Genomic DNA, 17855 nt, shown 5'->3' on the forward strand with positions numbered 1-17855 from the left:
ACCGGTGACAGGGGGTCCGACGACGGCGTCAGCGCAGCAGGGCGGGCTGTGCCTCGAACCATTCGCGGGCGCGGACCAGGTGCATGTCGCGCTGGCCGTTCCGCAAGTCCACCCCGGCTGAGAGCACGCCCATGCGTGCGAGCAACTGACCGTGCCGGTCGTCGCCGGCCAGCCGCAGGCGGGCCTGGACCTCGTAACGGTCGTTGCGCGCGTGCACGTCGTCCAGCACCAGGGTGTCGCCCTGCCAGTGCACCCGCGCGCTGGCCTGGACCTGGCCCGAATCCACCAGCCGGTCCATCCAGTGTGGGTAGCCGTGGCCGTTGCCGAACAGGTCCAGCAGGAAGCCCACGTCGCTGGCCTGCACCTGGACCTTGCCCGACACCGAGTTGGGCGCGGCCAGGTCGATCCGCGCGCTGGGCAGATCGACCTGTGTCCACCAGCCCTGTCGCGACTGGCCGTCGGCATCGCGCGAGCTCACGTTGCGCAGCCGCACCTGGCTGCCATCGAGATCGAACTGGCGCTGCTCCAGGTCGGCCCGGTTCAGGCGCGCATCCAGTGCGACATCGCCGCGCAATTCACGCCCGCCCATCGACATGCGCGCGCCGTGGCCCTGCGCGCTGACCGTGCCATGGCCTATGCCACCGGCGCCGTCCAGGACCAGGTCCGCGCTGGCGGTGCCGCTGCCGCCCTCGATCCGCATCTGCTCGGACAGGAAGCGGTTGTACACCCGCAGGTCCGGCACCTGCGCACCGGTGAAGCGCAGGTGCGCGCTGCTGGCGCCGAGGCCGCCGTCGCGCGACGGCACGCCGTCGACGGTCACGTCCAGCCGCAGGTCGTTGCCCTTCGCGTACGGCGTCGACGATGCCTGCGCGCCCGCGATCGAATAGCGGTCCAGCTGCACGCCGATCCGGGTCTGCAGTCCGCCGGAGTCCGACACGCCCAGGTCCGCGCGCACGCGCCCCTGGCCGCTGATGTCGTTGCCCATGACCGTGGCCACCACCGCCACGTCCGGCAGTTCGACATGGCTGCCCGGCGCGGGCCGCCCCTCCTCCAGGCGCAGGTCGGCCACCAGGTCGCCCGAGCCGTCCAGCTGCAGCCAGGGCGGCGCGTTGAACATCCGCGGCACCCAGTCCAGCGACTTGAAATGCCAGTGCCCGACCACGTGTCCGGAGGCGCGCGGCAGCACCGCGTGCAGGTCGCCCTGCACCGGCAGCTGGCGGCCCTGCAGGTTCAGTTCGGCGTCGAGGTCGAGCGTGCCGCCCTCGCGTTCGGGCACCTGCAGCCGCAGGGCGATGTCCTCGTCGACGCTCGCCTCCAGCCGTATTTCGCCGTCCAGAGCCGCGCCGGTGATGCCGACACCCTGCATCGGCGCGGTCCAGCGCACGGTGCCGCCGGGCTGCAGCACGCCGTCGCGCATCTCCAGCCGCGCGTGGAGTTGCCCGCCACCGGGCGCGGCCGCGATCCGGAAATGCCCCTGCGGATCGAAGTAGCCGCGCAGCGAAGCGCCTTCCGCGTCGACCGCCAGCACGCCATCGGTGAGCAGCAGCTTGCGCGCGCCCGGCGCCTGCGCTCGGGTGTGGCGCTTGATCGAGAAATCGCCGTCGAGCCGGACTCCATCCAGCCACTGCTCGCCATCGGCCAGCACCCGTGCGTGGTCGAAGCGGAACGACGAGGGCAGGATCTGCATCGGCCCGCCGCGCAGCTGCTTGGAGAATCCGAACGTGGCGCTGCCGTTGCCCTCCAGCACCAGTTCGTCGAAGTGCCCGCGCAGCACGTGGTCGGCCGCGATCCGGTCGAACAGCAGGGTCCAGCCGCCGGGCCGCGGCGGCGGCGGCTCGCGGCTGGTCTGCACGTGCCGCGCGCCGCCGGTGACGCCGGACGCCACGACCGAAGGCACGCGCACTTCCTTCTTCAGCAGCGGCCACAGGGCGAGGCGGCCACGCACGCGCTCGGCCTGGACGTCCCATGCGGTGTGCCGCACCTGGCCCTGCAGGCGCACGTTGCGGGCGACGACATGCCCGGGGAACAGGGTGACCGCCAGGCCCCACTGGGCCTGGAACTTCTCCGGCTTGCGGTTGGCCGTCCAGGTGCCGAGCGGGGTGTTGAGGAACAGGTTGCCCAGCAGCAGGTAGGCCGCGTAGGCGACCAGCAGCGTCCAGGCGGTGCGCCGCAGCCAGCGCGGCCGGCCGCGCCAGAACGCCAGCCACCGCTCCCGCCATTCCCTTGCCCGTGCGCGCATGTCCATGGTCGGCAACCTGCCTGTGGCCGCAACGTAGGCAAGCTACAGCGAAAGCGCGGCAGGCGCATCCGTGCCGCGCGGACCCCGCGGCGACCGGAAACTCACGCCGCCACGTCAGCCCTGCCCTGCGCGCGGCGCACGCGCACCGCGCGCGCCAGCCGCTCCAGCACCTGCACCGAGCGCTCCCAGTCCAGGCAGCCGTCGGTGATGCTCTGGCCGTAGGTGGCGGCGCGGCCGTCGACCAGTTCCTGGCGGCCGCCGACCAGATGGCTCTCGACCATCACCCCGATGATCCGCGCATCGCCGCCCTCGACCTGGCAGGCGATGTCCTCGACCACCGCCGGCTGGTTGTCCGGGTCCTTGCCGCTGTTGGCGTGGCTGGCGTCGATCATGATCCGCGCCGGCAGCCCGGCCCTGGCCAGCACCTCGCTGGCCGCCTGCACACCGGCGGCGTCGTGGTTGGGCGCCTTGCCGCCGCGCAGGATCACGTGGCCGTCCGGATTGCCGGCGGTGGCGGCGATCGCCGAGCGCCCGTCCTTGGTCACGGCCAGGAAATGGTGCGGGTGCGAGGCGGCCATCACCGCGTCGGCGGCGATCCGCACGTTGCCGTCGGTGCCGTTCTTGAAGCCGACCGGGCACGACAGGCCCGAGGCCATCTCGCGGTGGATCTGGCTCTCGGTGGTGCGCGCGCCGATCGCGCCCCAGGCCACCAGGTCGGCGATGTACTGCGGCGAGATCGTGTCCAGGTACTCGCAGCCGGCGGGCAGGCCGAGCAGGTTGATGTCGCGCAGCAGCGCGCGCGCGGTGTGCAGGCCCTTGTTGATGTTGAAGCTGCCGTCCAGGTCGGGGTCGTTGATCAGGCCCTTCCAGCCCACCGTGGTGCGCGGCTTCTCGAAGTACACGCGCATCACGATCTCCAGCGCGTCGCCGAGCGCGTCGCGCAGCGGACGCAGCCGGCGCGCGTACTCGATGGCCGCGGCCGGGTCGTGGATCGAGCACGGGCCGATCACCACCGCCAGGCGGTCCTCGTGGCCATGCAGGATGCGGTGCAGCGCGCGGCGCGCGTCGGTCACGGTGTCTGACACGGCGTCGGTGCAGGGGATCTGCGTGATCAACTGCGCGGGCGGGACCAGCGCGTCGATGCGGCGGATGCGCAGGTCGTCGGTGTGGGGGGCCATGGGGGTGCTCCTAGTGTCGTTTGCTCCCGCCCGGGAACCGGCGACAAAAAAGCCGCCAGGTTCGCTGGCGGCTTTCAGGGGTGTGTTCCAGTCGAACTTCAGAACGTGCGCAACCCTTCCTCCGCCTGTGGCGTTGGAAACCAGTACCCGAAATAAAAGGCGGCGCGCGGCGTGTTCACGGCGCCATTGATAGCAGCCGGTTCCGGACCGCGCAACCGTTTCAGTGGCAACGGCGGAGCGCGCCGCTCAGGGCGGACCGGTGCGCGGCCCGGTGGCGATCCAGGCGGTGGTCAGCAGCAGCCACTGCATCACCAGGTTGAACCAGAGCATCAGGCCGATGATCACCGCGAAGCCGGCCATCAACGGGTTGTTGCCCACGCCGCTGGCCAGTTCCGCGCCCAGGTACTTCAGCGCGCCGAAGCCGACAGCCCCCAGCAGCGCGCCGCGCAGCACCGCGCGGTTGCTTACCGGTATGCGCGACTGCAGGCGGAACAGCATGAAGAACACCAGCACGTCGATCACCAGCGCGACCAGCAGGCCGGCCACCACCAGCGCCGGGTCCGGCACGTAGGCGCCGGCCGGATCCAGCCATGCCTTGACCAGGCCCAGCGCATGGGTGCCGATCATCGAGAACGCGGCCGACAGGATCATCAGCACGCCCAGGGCGAAGACCAGCGCCACGTCGATCAGGCGCATCAGCACGAACCCGCGATCCTTGCGCGGCAACCCGAAAATGGTGCGCACCCCATCGCGGAAACTGCGCAGCCAGCCGCTGGCCGTGAACGTCAGGATCGCCAGCACGATCAGGCCGCTGATGCCCAGGACCTGCACGTCGAACAGCGCATCCACGTCGATCGCGCCGCCGGACCCGGTATCGATCAGGCCGGGGATGGTGTTCGACAGACCTGCCACCACGGCATCGCGCAATGCCGGCGAGGACCCGAACACGATCCCGAAGACGGCGAAGAAGACATAGATGGCCGCGAACACCGAGAACACCGCCGAGAACGACATGCCGCGCGCCAGCAGCGGGCCGCGGCTCTCCAAGTACAGCGCCAAGGTCCGGCCCGGGCGGCTCGTGCGCCAGAAGCGGATCAACGACGGCCCCCGGGGGCGGCCGCCATGCGGCGATTCCGCGTCATGCAAGCCATCGTTTGCCACGGCTTTGCGAAGCATGCGCCCATGCCCGTTCCCCGTTCGACTGCGCTGCTCCGATTCTGGATGTTCCGGCGCGGGCTGGAAAGCTGGTTGCACGATGCTGTCGGGGTGGCGAAAGCCGCGCGATTCCCCGCCCCGTTCCCTTCGAAGCCCAGCTTGCTGGCGACATGGCTGCCGGCAGCATGAAGGCGTCGCCTGTGCCGGCGGCGTCGCGTCGCTGGCACGCCCGGCTCCTGTATCAAGAGCCAAAGCCCCCCTCCCCAGCCCTCCCCAGCCCTCCCCTTCGCCTGCGGCGAAAGGGAGGGGCACGAGCAGTTCCCTTTCGGCGAAAGGGAGGGAGCCAGATACAGAAACCTGCGGGCGGACATGGCTGGCGCGGAGGCCGCAAAAGGAAACCCCGCCTCGCGGCGGGGTTTCCTGGTACTGCTTGTCGCTCCGGTACGGCCGGATCAGAAATCCATGCCGCCCATGCCGCCCATGCCACCGCCCGGCGGCATCGCCGGCTCGTCCTTCTTCGGCGCATCGGCCACCATCGCCTCGGTGGTGATCATCAGGCCGGCGATCGACGCGGCGTTCTGCAGCGCCGAACGGGTGACCTTGGTCGGGTCCAGGATGCCGAATTCGACCATGTCGCCGAACTCGCCGTTGGCGGCGTTGTAGCCGAAGTTGCCCGTGCCTTCCTTGACCTTGTTCAGGATCACGGAGGGCTCTTCGCCGGCGTTGGTGACGATCTCGCGCAGCGGGGCTTCCATCGCGCGCAGGGCGATCTGGATGCCGTGGGTCTGGTCTTCGTTGGCGCCCTTCAACTCGCCGATCGCGGTCAGCGCGCGCACCAGGGCCACGCCGCCGCCCGGGACCACGCCTTCCTCGACCGCCGCACGGGTCGCGTGCAGGGCGTCTTCGACGCGCGCCTTCTTTTCCTTCATCTCGATCTCGGTCGAGGCACCGACCTTGATCACCGCCACGCCGCCGGCCAGCTTGGCCACGCGCTCCTGCAGCTTCTCGCGGTCGTAGTCCGAGGAGGTCTCCTCGATCTGCGCCTTGATCTGCTTGATCCGCGACTCGATGGCGGCGGTGTCGCCGGCGCCGTCGATGATGGTGGTGTTCTCCTTGGAGACCTGCACCTTCTTGGCCCGGCCCAGGTCCTTGATCGTGGCCTTCTCCAGCTGCAGGCCGACTTCCTCGGAGATCACGGTGCCGCCGGTCAGGGTGGCCATGTCTTCCAGCATCGCCTTGCGGCGATCGCCGAAGCCCGGGGCCTTCACGGCGACGACCTTGACGATGCCGCGGATGGTGTTGACCACCAGGGTCGCCAGGGCCTCACCCTCCACTTCCTCGGCCACGATCAGCAGCGGCTTGCCGGCCTTGGCCACGCCCTCGAGGACGGGCAGCAGGTCACGCACGTTGGAGATCTTCTTGTCGTGCAGCAGGATGAACGGGTCGTCCAGGTCGGCCGACTGGCTCTGCTGGTTGTTGATGAAGTACGGCGACAGGTAGCCGCGGTCGAACTGCATGCCCTCGACCACGTCCAGCTCGTTGTCCAGGCCCGAGCCTTCCTCGACCGTGATCACGCCTTCCTTGCCGACCTTCTTCATCGCGTCGGCGATGATGTTGCCGATCGACTCGTCGGAGTTGGCCGAGATGGTGCCGACCTGGGCGATGGCCTTGTCGTCGGCGGTGGGCTTGCTGATCTTCTTCAGCTCGGCCACGGCGGCCACGACGGCCTTGTCGATGCCGCGCTTGAGGTCCATCGGGTTCATGCCGGCGGCAACCGCCTTGGAACCTTCGCGGATCAGCGCCTGGGCCAGCACGGTGGCGGTGGTGGTGCCGTCGCCGGCGTTGTCGGAGGTCTTGGAAGCGACTTCCTTGACCATCTGCGCGCCCATGTTCTCGAACTTGTCGGCCAGCTCGATCTCCTTGGCGACGGACACGCCGTCCTTGGTGATCGTCGGCGCGCCGTAGCTCTTCTCGAGCACGACGTTGCGGCCCTTCGGGCCCAGGGTCGCCTTGACGGCGTTGGCGAGGATGTTGACGCCGCGCACCATGCGCGCGCGGGCGTCTTCACCGAAACGGATTTCCTTGGCAGCCATTGTGGAATTACCTCAGTTCAATTGATGCGAATGGGGAGTGTGGGAAGCGGCGGGCGCTCAGCCCAGCACGGCGAAGATGTCGTCTTCCTTCACCACCAGGTATTCGGTGCCGTCGAGCTTGACCTCGGTGCCGGCGTACTTGCCGAACAGCACCTGGTCGCCGACCTTGACCTTCGGCGCGCGCACGTTGCCGTTGTCGAACACCTTGCCCTCGCCCACGGCCACGACCTGGCCCTTGATCGGCTTCTCGGTGGCCGAATCGGGAATCACGATGCCACCGGCGGAGACCTTCTCTTCCTCGGTGCGCTTGATGACGACGCGGTCGTACAGCGGCTTGATATTGCTCATTTCAATCCCTCTCAAGTGATTGACTGGGTTGGAAAAAGGGCGGCTAGACTAGCACTCGTGGATGACGACTGCCAGCGCCGCGGGCGGACAAAACCCGGTCGGGGACCGGGATGACAGGGCAGATGGGGGGTGGGCGCGGGACTTTCAAGGGTGCCGGGAAGGATTTTGTGTAGGAGCCGGGTTCAGCCGGCGACACGCCACGTCGGCACAGGCGACTCCCTCCTGTTCCCGACGCCCGTGTCGCCGGCTGAACCCGGCTCCTACACACACGACCCAGCCCCGGCAGCCCGGCCCGGTACACTTCGGCCATGCCGGTCCATCTCGTGTTCTGCAGCTGTCCCGACCCCGATACCGCCCAGCGCCTGGCCGCGACCCTGGTCGGGGAGCGCCTGGCCGCCTGCGTCAGCGTGCTGCCGCCGATGCGCTCGGTGTACCGCTGGCAGGGCGCTGTCGAGCAGGCCGAGGAAGTCCTGCTGCTGGCCAAGACCCCAGCCGAGCGCCTGCCCGCGCTGGTCGAGCGGTTGCGGGCCCTGCACCCGTACGAACTCCCCGAGATCGTGGCGGTCGAAGCCGCCGCGGGCCTGCCCGCCTACCTGGAGTGGGTGGCCGATGCCACCCGCGAGTGAATCCGTCCCGATGCCCACCCGTTTCCGCCGCCTGATGCCGGCCCTGCCGCTCCGCCCGCTGTGGGCACTCCTGCTGCTGCCGCTGCTGCTGGCGGCACTGCCTGCCGCCGCCGCGGTCGACGAATCCGACCTGCTGCCGGTCGACCAGGCCTTCGTGCTCAGCGCCAGCGCCCCGGACCGCGACCGCATCGAGGTGCGCTGGAAGATCGCCGACGGCTATTACCTGTACCGCCACCGCACCGCGGTCACGCCCGGCGCCGGCTTCGCCGCCGGCGGACTGCACCTGCCCGACGGCGCCCGCCACACCGACGAGTTCTTCGGTCCGGTCGAGACCTACCGCGGCGAACTGGTCGCCACCCTGGACGGCCGCGCGCTCGGCGATGGCCCGGTCCAGCTGGAGGTCAAGTACCAGGGCTGCGCCGACATCGGCATCTGCTACCCGCCGCAGACCCGGCGCCTGCAGGTGGCGCTGCCGGCGGCGGGCACCGCCGCGCCGCGGCCGGGGCTGCCGGGCCTGGCCGCCATCGGCGCCAGCTCCGGCGGCGCGGTGCGTGGCCTGCAGCTGCCGGGCCAGCAGGCCCTGCCGGAGGCGCAGGCGTTCGCGGTGGACGCGATCGCCGATGGCGGCAACCGGATCCTGGTGCGGATGCAGCCGGCACCGGGCTACTACCTCTACCGCGACCGCAGCGGCTTCGCGCTGGAGGGCGATCCGGGCCTGCAGGCGCAGGCGCCGCACTGGCCGCCGGGTACCGCCCACCACGACGAATACTTCGGCGAGGCGGTGGTGTTCTTCGACCCCATCGAAGTGGCCGTGCCGGTATCGCGCACGCATCCAGACCCGAGCCGGGTCACCCTGGTGGCGACCTTCCAGGGCTGCCAGGCCGACGGCATCTGCTATCCGCCAATGACCCGGCGCCTGCCGGTGGACCTGCCGGCCGGGCGTGTCGACGCGGCCGCCATCGCCGGTGGGGAAAGCGGCGCGGGCTCGCCGGCGACGGTGGCCGACGCCCTCGCCGCAACCGCGGCCGCCATCGCCACCCCGCCGGTCGATGCCGTGGCTCTGGGTGTCGATGCGCCATCGGGCGCGGACGCCTCGGCCGGCAACGCGCTGCGCACGCCCGGGCCGCCGCCCGCCGCCCCGGCCGGGCTGGCCGGCGTGCTGCTGCTGGCCCTGCTCGGCGGCGTGGTCCTGAACCTGATGCCCTGCGTCCTGCCGATCCTGTCGCTGAAGGCGCTGGGCCTGGCGCAGAGCGGCGAGAGCCGGCAGCGCGCGCGCCGCCACGCGCTCTGGTACACCGCCGGGGTGCTGGTCGCCTTCGCCGCGATCGGCGCGCTGGTGGTCGGCCTGCGCGCGGCCGGGGTCGCCGCCGGCTGGGGCTTCCAGCTGCAGCAGCCCTGGTTCGTGGCGGCACTGGCGTACCTGATGTTCGCCGTCGGCCTGAGCCTGTCGGGAGTGTTCACCCTGGGCGGCGGCATCGGCGGCGGGCTGGCCGCGCCGCGCAGCGGGCCGGCCGGCGACTTCATGACCGGCGTGCTGGCCTGCGTGGTGGCCAGCCCGTGCATCGCCCCGTTCATGGGCCCGGCGCTGGCCTATGCCTTCGCCGCGCCGGCGCTGGCCGGGATGCTGGTGTTCCTGGCGCTGGGCCTGGGCCTGGCCCTGCCGTTCCTGCTGATCGGCTTCATCCCTGCGCTGGCGCGGCGCCTGCCCAGGCCCGGCGCGTGGATGGAGACGCTCAAGCAGGTGCTTGCCTTCCCGATGTACCTGACCGCGGTCTGGCTGCTGTGGATCCTCGGCCGCCAGCGCGGCGTGGACGCGATCGCGCTGGTGCTGGCCGGCGCGGCGCTGCTGGCGCTGGCGCTGGGGTGGTTCGAGCGCAGCCGCTGGCGCGGCGCGCGCGCGGCGCAGGGCCTGGCGCTGGCGCTGGGGCTGGTGGCGCTGCTGCCGGTGTGGGGCGTGACCCGGATCGAGCCCGCGGCGGCCCGGTCGCAGCAGGACGGGGTCCTGGCGTATTCGCCCGAGGCCCTGGCGCGCCTGCGCGCCGAGGACCGCGTGGTGTTCGTCAACATGACCGCCGACTGGTGCGTGACCTGCAAGGCCAACGAACGCAACGTGCTGTCGGGCGAGGCGTTCCATGCCGTGCTCGAGCGCACCCGGGGCACCTACATGCGCGGTGACTGGACCAACGCCGACCCGCTCGTCAGCGCCTTCCTGGAGGAGCACGACGCGGTCGGCGTGCCGCTGTACGTGGTCTACGGCCCGGGCGCGCCGCCGACGGTGCTGCCGCCGGTGCTGACCCAGGCCATCGTCGAGGACGCGTTGCTGCGCGCGGCGGCGCGATGAGACCCGGCGGACGGATCCTGGCCGTGGCCCTGGCCGCCGGTGGGCTGGGCCTGGCGGCGAGCTGGTGGTTCGGCAATCCGTGGCTGCGCACGGACAGCGGCCAGCGCGCCCTGCAGGCGGCCGCCGACGCGACCGCGCCTGCGCTTCCGCCGGGAGTGCGCGCGGCCCGGCCCGGCGATCCACTGCCGGACATCCGCCTGCCCGACCTGGATGGCAACGTCGTCGAACTGACCGCGATCGCACCTGGTCGCCCGCTGCTGGTAAACGTCTGGGCCAGCTGGTGCGGCCCCTGCATCGAGGAGATGCCGGAACTGCAGCGCTTCGCCCGCGAGCAGGGCGAGGACGGCGTGCAGGTGGTCGGCCTGGCCCTGGATACCCCGGAAGGCGTGCGCGGCTTCCTGGCCCGGGTGCCGGTCGACTACCCGATCCTGCTCGAGACGCCCGGCCCGGCCGACGCCAGCGTCTGGCTGGGCAACACCCGCGGCCTGCTGCCGTACAGCGTGCTTGTCGATGCGCAGGGGCGGGTGGCGAAGCAGAAGCTGGGGCCGTTCGCCCATGGAGAGGTCGACGGCTGGGCCAGGCACTAGCGGCGCTGCCAGCTCGCCTTCTTCGCGGTGTGTGTACGGGGCACAGCGGGCTTGTCCCCACAAACCCCGTTAGGCCTGCCCCATTTGCTTGTCGTCCCCGCGCAGGCGGGGATCCAGTGACTTTGCCTGCAGGGCTGAAGTCACTGGATTCCCGCCTGCGCGGGAATGGCGATTGTTCAGCCGTTCTCCAGCTGAAAGATTCAATCACCTACTTGAAACGCTGCCATCTTCGCCGAACTGGACAGTAATGGCGCCTTCGCGCAGACTGCCGCCCTTTCCGGTTCCGCAACACCCATGGCCAAACTGCTGGTCCTGCACGGCCCCAACCTCAACCTGCTCGGCAGCCGCGAGCCGGAGGTCTACGGGCGCACCACGCTGGCCGACATCGACACCGACCTGGCCGCCCGCGCCGCCGCCGCCGGGCACGCGCTGGAGTCGTTCCAGTCCAACGCCGAGCACGCCCTGATCGACCGGGTCCAGGCGGCCCGCGGCGACGGCACCGCCTTCATCCTGGTCAACCCGGCCGCTTTCACCCACACCTCGGTCGCCCTGCGCGACGCGCTGGCGGCGGTGGCCGTCCCGTTCATCGAGATCCACCTGTCCAACCCGCACGCCCGCGAGCCGTTCCGCCAGCACAGCTACTTCAGCGACAAGGCGGTCGGCGTGGTCTGCGGCTTCGGCGCCGACAGCTACCGCTACGCCCTGGACGCCGCGCTGGCGCGGCTGCCGGGCTGAACCCCGATCCCCCTGTCACGCGCCCCGGCGCGAAGCTCCCATCACAGAGGCCACCATGGACCTGCGCAAGATCAAGAAACTCATCGACCTGCTCGAAGAATCCAACCTCGCCGAGATCGAGATCAAGGAGGGCGAGGAGAGCGTGCGCCTGTCGCGGATCCCGACCGGCGTGGCGGTGGCCGCCCCGGCCGCCGCCCTGGAAGTGCGCTCGCCGGTCGCCGCGCCGGCCGCGGCGCCGATGCCGATGAGTTCGCCGACCGAGTCGGCCACCGGCGGCACCGCCAAGGGCGGCGCCGAACTGCCCCCGGGCCACGTGGTCCGCGCGCCGATGGTCGGCACCTACTACGCCGCCCCGGGCCCGGACAAGCCGGCCTTCGTCAGCGTCGGCCAGTCGGTCAAGGCCGGCGAGACGCTCGGCATCATCGAGGCGATGAAGATGTTCAACCCGATCGAGGCCGACGTGGCCGGCACCGTGGTCGCGATCCTGTGCGAGAGCGGCCAGCCGATCGAGTTCGACCAGCCGCTGTTCGTGATCGGCTGACGGAGAGTCCCATGCTCGACAAGGTCGTCATCGCCAACCGCGGCGAGATCGCGCTGCGGATCCTGCGCGCCTGCCACGCGATGGGCATCCGCACCGTCGCCGTGCACTCCACCGTGGACCGCAACCTCAAGCACGTGGCCATGGCCGACGAGTCGGTCTGCATCGGCCCGGCGCCGTCGGCGGAGAGCTATCTCAACATGGCCTCGATCATCGCCGCGGCCGAGGTCACCGACGCCCAGGCCATCCACCCCGGCTACGGCTTCCTGTCGGAGAACGCCGACTTCGCCGAGCGGGTGGAGCAGTCCGGCTTCGTCTTCATCGGGCCCAAGGCCGACACCATCCGCCTGATGGGCGACAAGGTCGAGGCGATCCGGGCGATGAAGGCCGCCGGCGTGCCCTGCGTGCCCGGTTCCGGCGGCCCGCTGGGCGAGGACATCGTCGCCAACACCAAGATCGCGCGCGAGATCGGCTACCCGGTGATCATCAAGGCCGCCGGCGGCGGCGGCGGCCGCGGCATGCGCGTGGTCCATGCCGAAGCCGCGCTGGGCAACGCGATCGCCACCACCAAGACCGAGGCCAAGGCCGCGTTCGGCAATGCCGAGGTCTACATGGAGAAGTTCCTGGAGAACCCGCGCCATGTGGAGATCCAGGTGCTGGCCGACGGCCAGGGCAACGCCATCCACCTGGGCGAGCGCGACTGCTCGATGCAGCGCCGCCACCAGAAGGTGGTCGAGGAGGCGCCGGCGCCGGGCATCAGCGCCGAGCAGCGCGCGCAGATCGGCAAGGTCTGCGTGGAGGCGTGCATCCGCATCGGCTACCGCGGCGCGGGCACCTTCGAATTCCTGTACGAGGACGGGCGCTTCTACTTCATCGAGATGAACACCCGCATCCAGGTCGAGCACCCGGTCACCGAGCTGGTCACCGGCATCGATCTGGTCGCCGAGCAGCTGCGCATCGCCGCCGGCAACCCGCTGCGCATCCGCCAGGAGGACGTGGTCCTGGAAGGCCATGCGATCGAGTGCCGGATCAACGCCGAGGACCCGGAGAGCTTCATCCCCAGCCCCGGCCTGATCCAGCACTTCCACGCCCCGGGTGGCCCGGGCGTGCGCGTGGACACCCACATCTACGAAGGCTACCGGGTGCCGCCGAACTACGACTCGATGGTCGGCAAGCTGATCGTGCACGGGCCCGACCGCGAGACCGCGATCGCGCGCATGCGCGTGGCGCTGAGCGAGATGGTGGTGGACGGGATCAAGACCAACATCCCGCTGCAGCAGCGGATCATGCGCGACAAGGGCTTCCAGGCCGGCGGCCAGAACATCCACTACCTGGAAAAGCGCCTGGCCGAGCGCAAGAACCAGTCGATCGCGCTGGGCTGAACGTCGTGGCGGGAGCCGCGCCTCCCGCCACGACGGCTTGCGGTTGTAGGAGCCGGGTTCAGCCGGCGACACGACGCCGTCGGCTCAGGCGACGCCCTCATGATCCCGACGCCCGTGTCGCCGACTGAAGTCAGCTCCTACAGAAAATGCGGCCGCGCCACGGCTGTTGTAGGAGCCGGGTTCAGCCGGCGACCCGACGCCGTCGGCTCAGGCGACGCCCTCGTGATCCCGACGCCCGTGTCGCCGACTGAAGTCAGCTCCTACAGAAGGGCGGCCGCGCGGCGGCTGTTGCAGGAGCCGGGTTCAGCCGGCGACGCGACGCCGTCGGCACAGGCGACGTCCTCGTGGCCCCGACGCCCGTGTCGCCGACTGAAGTCAGCTCCTACAGGAAGCGCGTGGGCGCGTGAGACAATCGGCGCCCGCCTCCGCACCCACGCCGACATGCCCTACCTGGAACTGAGCCTGCACAGCACCGAGGCCGAGCAGCCGCGCTACGAGCGCGCGCTGGAGGACGTGGGCGCGCTGTCGGTCACCCTGCTCGACGCCGACGCCGACACGCCCGCCGAGCGCGCGATCCTGGAACCGGGCGTGGGCCAGACCCCGGTGTGGAAGTCGCTGGTGCTGACCGCGCTGTTCGACGCCGACACCGACGCGCTGGCGCTGCTGGCCGCGCTCGAAGCGTTCGATCCGGGGCTGGACTGGGCTGGCGTCGCATTCCGCAAGGTCGAGGACGAGGACTGGGAGCGCGCCTGGCTGGACCAGTTCCAGCCGATGCGTTTCGGCCAGCGCACCTGGATCGTGCCGTGGAACCACGACCTGCCGGCCGAGGCGGATGTACCGGAGGCGGCGGTGGTGCGCCTGGACCCGGGCCTGGCCTTCGGCTCGGGCACGCATCCGACCACCGCGCTCTGCCTGCGCTGGCTCGACGCACTGGCCGCCGCCGGCGCGCTGCGCGGCGCGCGCGTGCTCGACTTCGGCTGCGGCTCGGGCATCCTCGCCCTGGCCGCGCTCAAGCTCGGCGCCGCGCAGGCGTTGGGCGTGGACAACGACCCGCAGGCGCTGCAAGCCAGCCTGGACAATGCGCAGCGCAACGCGGTCGACGACCGCTTCGCCGTGTACCTGCCGGAAGACGAACCGGCGGCGGCCTATCCGGTGGTGGTGGCCAACATCCTGGCGTCGGCGCTGGACGCGCTGGCGGAGGTGTTGGCCGCGCGCGTGGCGCCGGGCGGGCGCATCGCCCTGTCGGGCATCCTCCGCGGCCAGGAACCGGAACTGCTGCAGCGCTACGCCGCCTGGTTCGACGACCTGCAGGTCACCAGCGACGAGGACTGGGTGCGGATCGAGGGTGTGCGCCGCTGAGCCGCATGCACGGCGGCGGCCACGACATTCATGAACGTGCTTGAATAGGCCGCATGTTCGTCCCTTGCCCGCACTGCCAGTTCCTCGTCGCCCACCATCCGCAGCAGCGGCCGCTGCCGGCCGCCTGTCCGCGCTGCGGACGGCCGCTGCAGGAGGACATCGACGCGTCGCAGGACGTTGCGGATGGGACAGCTGGCGGACAGGAGCGGGACAGCGGTGATGCAGGCGACATCGCCACCGACGCATCGCCCGGATCCGGCGCCGCCGATCCCGCAGGCGCTTCGCCCGAGCCGGAGCCGCCACCGGCCGAGCACCTCGTCATCCAGGCCGTGGCCGCGGCGTCGGACGCCCTCGCAACGCCGCTCGGCACGGATGGTTCCGGCGACGACGAAAGCGACGGCGAACGCGCGTCCACGACAATAGAGCAGGCCGCGATCGACCACACCGCAGTCGCCGCCGATGCCGGGACCGCCATCGCCACCGCACCGGCACCCGCCGCACCGGCCACGACCGCCGCCTTCGCCGCGCAGCCACGCCGCCGCGGCTGGTCACGCTGGCGCTGGCCGCTGATCGTGCTGCTGGCGCTCGCGCTGGTCCTGCAGATCCTGTTGGCCGACCGTGCGCGCCTGGCCGAGGATCCGCGCTGGCGGCCGTTGCTGGAAACCGTGTGCGGCGTGCTGCACTGCAGCCTGCCCGCCTGGCACGAGCCGACCGCGTTCACCATGCTCGACCGGAAAGTGAGACCGGCATCGCAAGCGCCGGGGGCGCTGCGCGTGGACGCCACCTTCCGCAACGACGCGCGCTGGCCGCAGGCCTGGCCGGCGCTGCAGCTGGTGTTGTCCGACGCCGATGGCCGCGTGCTCGGCAGCCGCGTCTTCCAGCCGACCGAATACCTCGGCGCGGCGCCGGAGGCGCTGTTGTCGCCGGGACAGAGCGCGCAGATCACCTTTATGGTGCAGGAGCCGGCGCCGGGCACGGTCGCGTTCTCGTTCGAGTTCCGCTGAACGCGCGATCCGGGTGGTCGGCCAATGGCAGCCGTCGAAATCCCGCGCTAGACTCCCCTGCCCGCTTCGACGCGGCCCGCATTACTTCGGAACTCCCGTGCAGCAGAACGCCACCTCCCGCGCCGACACCGGCCGCAACGCTTCCCGTCCGCCGTTGCGCGAGCACGTGGCCCAGTCGGTGCGGCGCTACCTGCGCGACCTGGACGGCGTGGACGCCAACGACGTCTACGAAATCGTGCTGCGCGAGATGGAGATCCCGCTGTTCGTGGAAGTGCTCAACCACTGCGAGGGCAACCAGAGCCGCGCGGCGGCGCTGCTGGGCATCCACCGGGCCACGTTGCGCAAGAAGCTGAAGGACTACGGCCTGGCCTGAGCCGGTCGAGCCGCGGACCGCGGCCGGCAGCGGGGCGAACAGCGCCGGGCGGCTATAATTCCGCCCCTCCCCGCATCGCCACTTCCCCATGACCGCCGATTTCCTGCCCGTGCGCCGGGCGTTGCTGTCCGTTTCCGACAAGACCGGCCTGCTCGAGCTGGCCCGCGCGCTGGCCGCGCGCGACGTCGAACTGCTGTCCACCGGCGGCACCGCCAGGGCGCTGCGCGAGGCCGGGCTGGCGGTGAAGGACGTGTCCGAAGTCACCGGTTTCCCGGAAATGATGGACGGCCGGGTCAAGACCCTGCACCCGCTGGTGCACGGCGGCCTGCTCGGCCGCGCCGGCGTCGACGAGGCGGTGATGGCGCAGCATGGCATCGCCCCGATCGACCTGCTGGTGCTCAACCTCTATCCGTTCGAGGAGGTCACCGCGAAGGCCGGCTGCACCCTGGCCGAGGCGGTGGAGAACATCGACATCGGCGGCCCGGCGATGCTGCGCTCGGCGGCCAAGAACTTCGCCCGCGTGGCGGTGGCCACCGCGCCGGAGCAGTACCCCGGCCTGCTCGCCGAACTGGAAGCCAACGGCGGCGGCCTGTCGGCGGCGACCCGCTTCGCCCTGTCGGTGGCCGCGTTCAACCGCGTCGCCCAGTACGACGCGGCGATCAGCAACTATCTGTCGGCGGTGACCGACACCTCGCAGGATGTGCCCGTGCGCACGCCGTTCGCGGCGCAGGCCAACGGCAGCTTCGTCAAGCTGATGGACCTGCGCTACGGCGAGAACCCGCACCAGCAGGCGGCGTTCTACCGCGACCTGTATCCCGCCCCCGGCTCGCTGGCGACGTTCGAGCAGCTGCAGGGCAAGGAGCTGAGCTACAACAACATCGCCGACAGCGACGCGGCCTGGGAGTGCGTGCGCCAGTTCGACGCGCCGGCCTGCGTCATCGTCAAGCACGCCAATCCCTGCGGCGTGGCGGTCGGCGCAACCTGCGGCGACGCCTACGAGCTGGCCTACGCCACCGACCCGACCAGCGCCTTCGGCGGGATCATCGCCTTCAACCGCACGCTGGACGCGGCCACCGCCAAGGCCATCCTCGACCGCCAGTTCGTCGAGGTGCTGATCGCGCCGGACTACGGGCCGGGCGCGCTCGAGTACGCCGCGAAGAAGGCCAACGTGCGCGTGCTGCGCATCCCGCTCGAGGCTGGCGCGCCGGCCTCGACGGGTTTCATCGACACCAAGCGGGTCGGTTCCGGCCTGCTGATGCAGACCGCCGACGACCGCGTGGTGACCCGCGGCGAGCTGAAGGTGGCGACGCGACTGGCGCCGACCGAGGCCCAGTTCGCCGACCTGCTGTTTGCCTGGAAGGTGGCCAAGTTCGTCAAGTCCAACGCGATCGTCTACGCCAGGGACAACCGCACGATCGGCGTGGGCGCCGGGCAGATGAGCCGGGTGTACTCGGCGCGCATCGCCGGGATCAAGGCGGCCGACGCCGGCCTGGTGGTGGAAGGCTCGGTGATGGCTTCCGATGCGTTCTTCCCGTTCCGCGACGGCATCGACGCCGCCGCCGCGGCCGGGATCAAGGCGGTGATCCAGCCTGGCGGCTCGATGCGCGATGCCGAAGTGGTCGCCGCGGCCGACGAGCACGGCATCGCCATGGTCTTCACCGGCGTGCGCCACTTCCGCCACTGAGGTCCTCTCGCCACACCCACCTGCCGTCATCCCCGCGTAGGCGGGGATCCAGTGAGTTGCAGACAGGTTCGAGGTGGCCGGGGGTGAAGCAAAGTCGCTGGATCCCCGCCTACGCGGGGACGACGGCAATCATGCCCCCCAAGTGATCGCCTCCTAAGGCCGCCATAACGCACCCTCACGCGCGACCGGCTAGGCTTGCAGGCAGTCCATCCA

15 protein-coding genes are annotated in these 17855 nt (G+C 70.9%); 10 read left to right on the forward strand and 5 right to left on the reverse strand.

The window, feature by feature from the left end:
- Positions 1–28: 28 nt before the first annotated feature.
- From WQ53_RS05265 to groES, 5 genes are all read right to left on the reverse strand, one after another.
- Complete coding sequence (locus WQ53_RS05265) at positions 29–2245, reverse strand: hypothetical protein (RefSeq protein WP_052631098.1); 2217 nt, start codon at positions 2243–2245, stop codon at positions 29–31.
- A 95-nt stretch (positions 2246–2340) separates the two neighbouring features.
- Entirely contained in the window at positions 2341–3417 is a 1077-nt protein-coding gene (locus tag WQ53_RS05270; protein WP_052631099.1) for a 3-deoxy-7-phosphoheptulonate synthase, read from the reverse strand.
- 246 nt (positions 3418–3663) lie between these two features.
- Positions 3664–4476, reverse strand: coding sequence for a YihY/virulence factor BrkB family protein (locus tag WQ53_RS05275; protein ID WP_158497810.1), 813 nt, complete (start codon positions 4474–4476; stop codon positions 3664–3666).
- 548 nt (positions 4477–5024) lie between these two features.
- Positions 5025–6665, reverse strand: coding sequence for a chaperonin GroEL (gene groL, locus WQ53_RS05280; RefSeq protein ID WP_052631101.1), 1641 nt, complete (start codon positions 6663–6665; stop codon positions 5025–5027).
- A gap of 57 nt (positions 6666–6722) precedes the next feature.
- A complete protein-coding gene (groES, locus tag WQ53_RS05285; protein WP_052631102.1) occupies positions 6723–7013 on the reverse strand; it encodes a co-chaperone GroES in 291 nt (96 codons plus the stop codon).
- A gap of 308 nt (positions 7014–7321) precedes the next feature.
- Here groES and cutA point away from each other — a divergent pair, with 308 nt between their 5' ends.
- From cutA to purH, 10 genes are all read left to right on the forward strand, one after another.
- The gene (cutA, locus tag WQ53_RS05290) at positions 7322–7639 is read left to right on the forward strand and encodes a divalent-cation tolerance protein CutA (protein ID WP_052631103.1); all 318 of its coding nucleotides are present in this window, start codon (positions 7322–7324) and stop codon (positions 7637–7639) included.
- A 34-nt stretch (positions 7640–7673) separates the two neighbouring features.
- A complete protein-coding gene (locus WQ53_RS05295) occupies positions 7674–9980 on the forward strand; it encodes a protein-disulfide reductase DsbD family protein (RefSeq protein ID WP_144409391.1) in 2307 nt (768 codons plus the stop codon).
- On the forward strand, positions 9977–10567 hold the full coding sequence (locus WQ53_RS05300; protein WP_052631105.1) for a TlpA family protein disulfide reductase: 591 nt from the start codon (positions 9977–9979) through the stop codon (positions 10565–10567). Before WQ53_RS05295 ends, WQ53_RS05300 begins: the two co-directional genes overlap by 4 nt.
- A 294-nt stretch (positions 10568–10861) precedes the next feature.
- Positions 10862–11302 carry a type II 3-dehydroquinate dehydratase gene (gene aroQ, locus WQ53_RS05305; RefSeq protein ID WP_052631106.1) on the forward strand — a complete coding sequence of 147 codons (441 nt, stop codon included), beginning with the start codon at positions 10862–10864 and terminating at the stop codon, positions 11300–11302.
- Between the two features lie 55 nt (positions 11303–11357).
- On the forward strand, positions 11358–11843 hold the full coding sequence (accB, locus tag WQ53_RS05310) for an acetyl-CoA carboxylase biotin carboxyl carrier protein (protein WP_052631107.1): 486 nt from the start codon (positions 11358–11360) through the stop codon (positions 11841–11843).
- Between the two features lie 11 nt (positions 11844–11854).
- Positions 11855–13222 carry an acetyl-CoA carboxylase biotin carboxylase subunit gene (gene accC, locus WQ53_RS05315; RefSeq protein WP_052631108.1) on the forward strand — a complete coding sequence of 456 codons (1368 nt, stop codon included), beginning with the start codon at positions 11855–11857 and terminating at the stop codon, positions 13220–13222.
- A gap of 441 nt (positions 13223–13663) precedes the next feature.
- Entirely contained in the window at positions 13664–14581 is a 918-nt protein-coding gene (gene prmA, locus WQ53_RS05320; protein WP_052631109.1) for a 50S ribosomal protein L11 methyltransferase, read from the forward strand.
- Positions 14582–14634: 53 nt separating this feature from the next.
- On the forward strand, positions 14635–15585 hold the full coding sequence (locus tag WQ53_RS05325) for a DUF3426 domain-containing protein (RefSeq protein ID WP_052631110.1): 951 nt from the start codon (positions 14635–14637) through the stop codon (positions 15583–15585).
- A gap of 97 nt (positions 15586–15682) precedes the next feature.
- Entirely contained in the window at positions 15683–15958 is a 276-nt protein-coding gene (fis, locus tag WQ53_RS05330) for a DNA-binding transcriptional regulator Fis (RefSeq protein ID WP_052631111.1), read from the forward strand.
- A gap of 88 nt (positions 15959–16046) precedes the next feature.
- Positions 16047–17642: a bifunctional phosphoribosylaminoimidazolecarboxamide formyltransferase/IMP cyclohydrolase gene (purH, locus tag WQ53_RS05335; RefSeq protein WP_052631112.1), complete on the forward strand. Its 1596-nt coding sequence runs from the start codon at positions 16047–16049 to the stop codon at positions 17640–17642.
- Positions 17643–17855: the final 213 nt, after the last annotated feature.

The sequence above is a fragment of the Pseudoxanthomonas suwonensis genome, assembly GCF_000972865.1.
Classification (GTDB): Bacteria; Pseudomonadota; Gammaproteobacteria; order Xanthomonadales; family Xanthomonadaceae; genus Pseudoxanthomonas; species Pseudoxanthomonas suwonensis_B.

Excerpts from the sequence above, each read along its gene's own strand:
- WQ53_RS05265 (WP_052631098.1), bottom strand. The coding sequence starts at position 2,245 with ATGGACATGCGCGCACGGGCAAGGGAATGGCGGGAGCGGTGGCTGGCG.
- WQ53_RS05270 (WP_052631099.1), bottom strand. The coding sequence starts at position 3,417 with ATGGCCCCCCACACCGACGACCTGCGCATCCGCCGCATCGACGCGCTG.
- groL (WP_052631101.1), bottom strand. The coding sequence starts at position 6,665 with ATGGCTGCCAAGGAAATCCGTTTCGGTGAAGACGCCCGCGCGCGCATG.
- groES (WP_052631102.1), bottom strand. The coding sequence starts at position 7,013 with ATGAGCAATATCAAGCCGCTGTACGACCGCGTCGTCATCAAGCGCACC.
- cutA (WP_052631103.1), top strand. The coding sequence starts at position 7,322 with ATGCCGGTCCATCTCGTGTTCTGCAGCTGTCCCGACCCCGATACCGCC.
- WQ53_RS05295 (WP_144409391.1), top strand. The coding sequence starts at position 7,674 with ATGCCGGCCCTGCCGCTCCGCCCGCTGTGGGCACTCCTGCTGCTGCCG.
- WQ53_RS05300 (WP_052631105.1), top strand. The coding sequence starts at position 9,977 with ATGAGACCCGGCGGACGGATCCTGGCCGTGGCCCTGGCCGCCGGTGGG.
- aroQ (WP_052631106.1), top strand. The coding sequence starts at position 10,862 with ATGGCCAAACTGCTGGTCCTGCACGGCCCCAACCTCAACCTGCTCGGC.
- accB (WP_052631107.1), top strand. The coding sequence starts at position 11,358 with ATGGACCTGCGCAAGATCAAGAAACTCATCGACCTGCTCGAAGAATCC.
- accC (WP_052631108.1), top strand. The coding sequence starts at position 11,855 with ATGCTCGACAAGGTCGTCATCGCCAACCGCGGCGAGATCGCGCTGCGG.
- prmA (WP_052631109.1), top strand. The coding sequence starts at position 13,664 with ATGCCCTACCTGGAACTGAGCCTGCACAGCACCGAGGCCGAGCAGCCG.
- WQ53_RS05325 (WP_052631110.1), top strand. The coding sequence starts at position 14,635 with ATGTTCGTCCCTTGCCCGCACTGCCAGTTCCTCGTCGCCCACCATCCG.
- purH (WP_052631112.1), top strand. The coding sequence starts at position 16,047 with ATGACCGCCGATTTCCTGCCCGTGCGCCGGGCGTTGCTGTCCGTTTCC.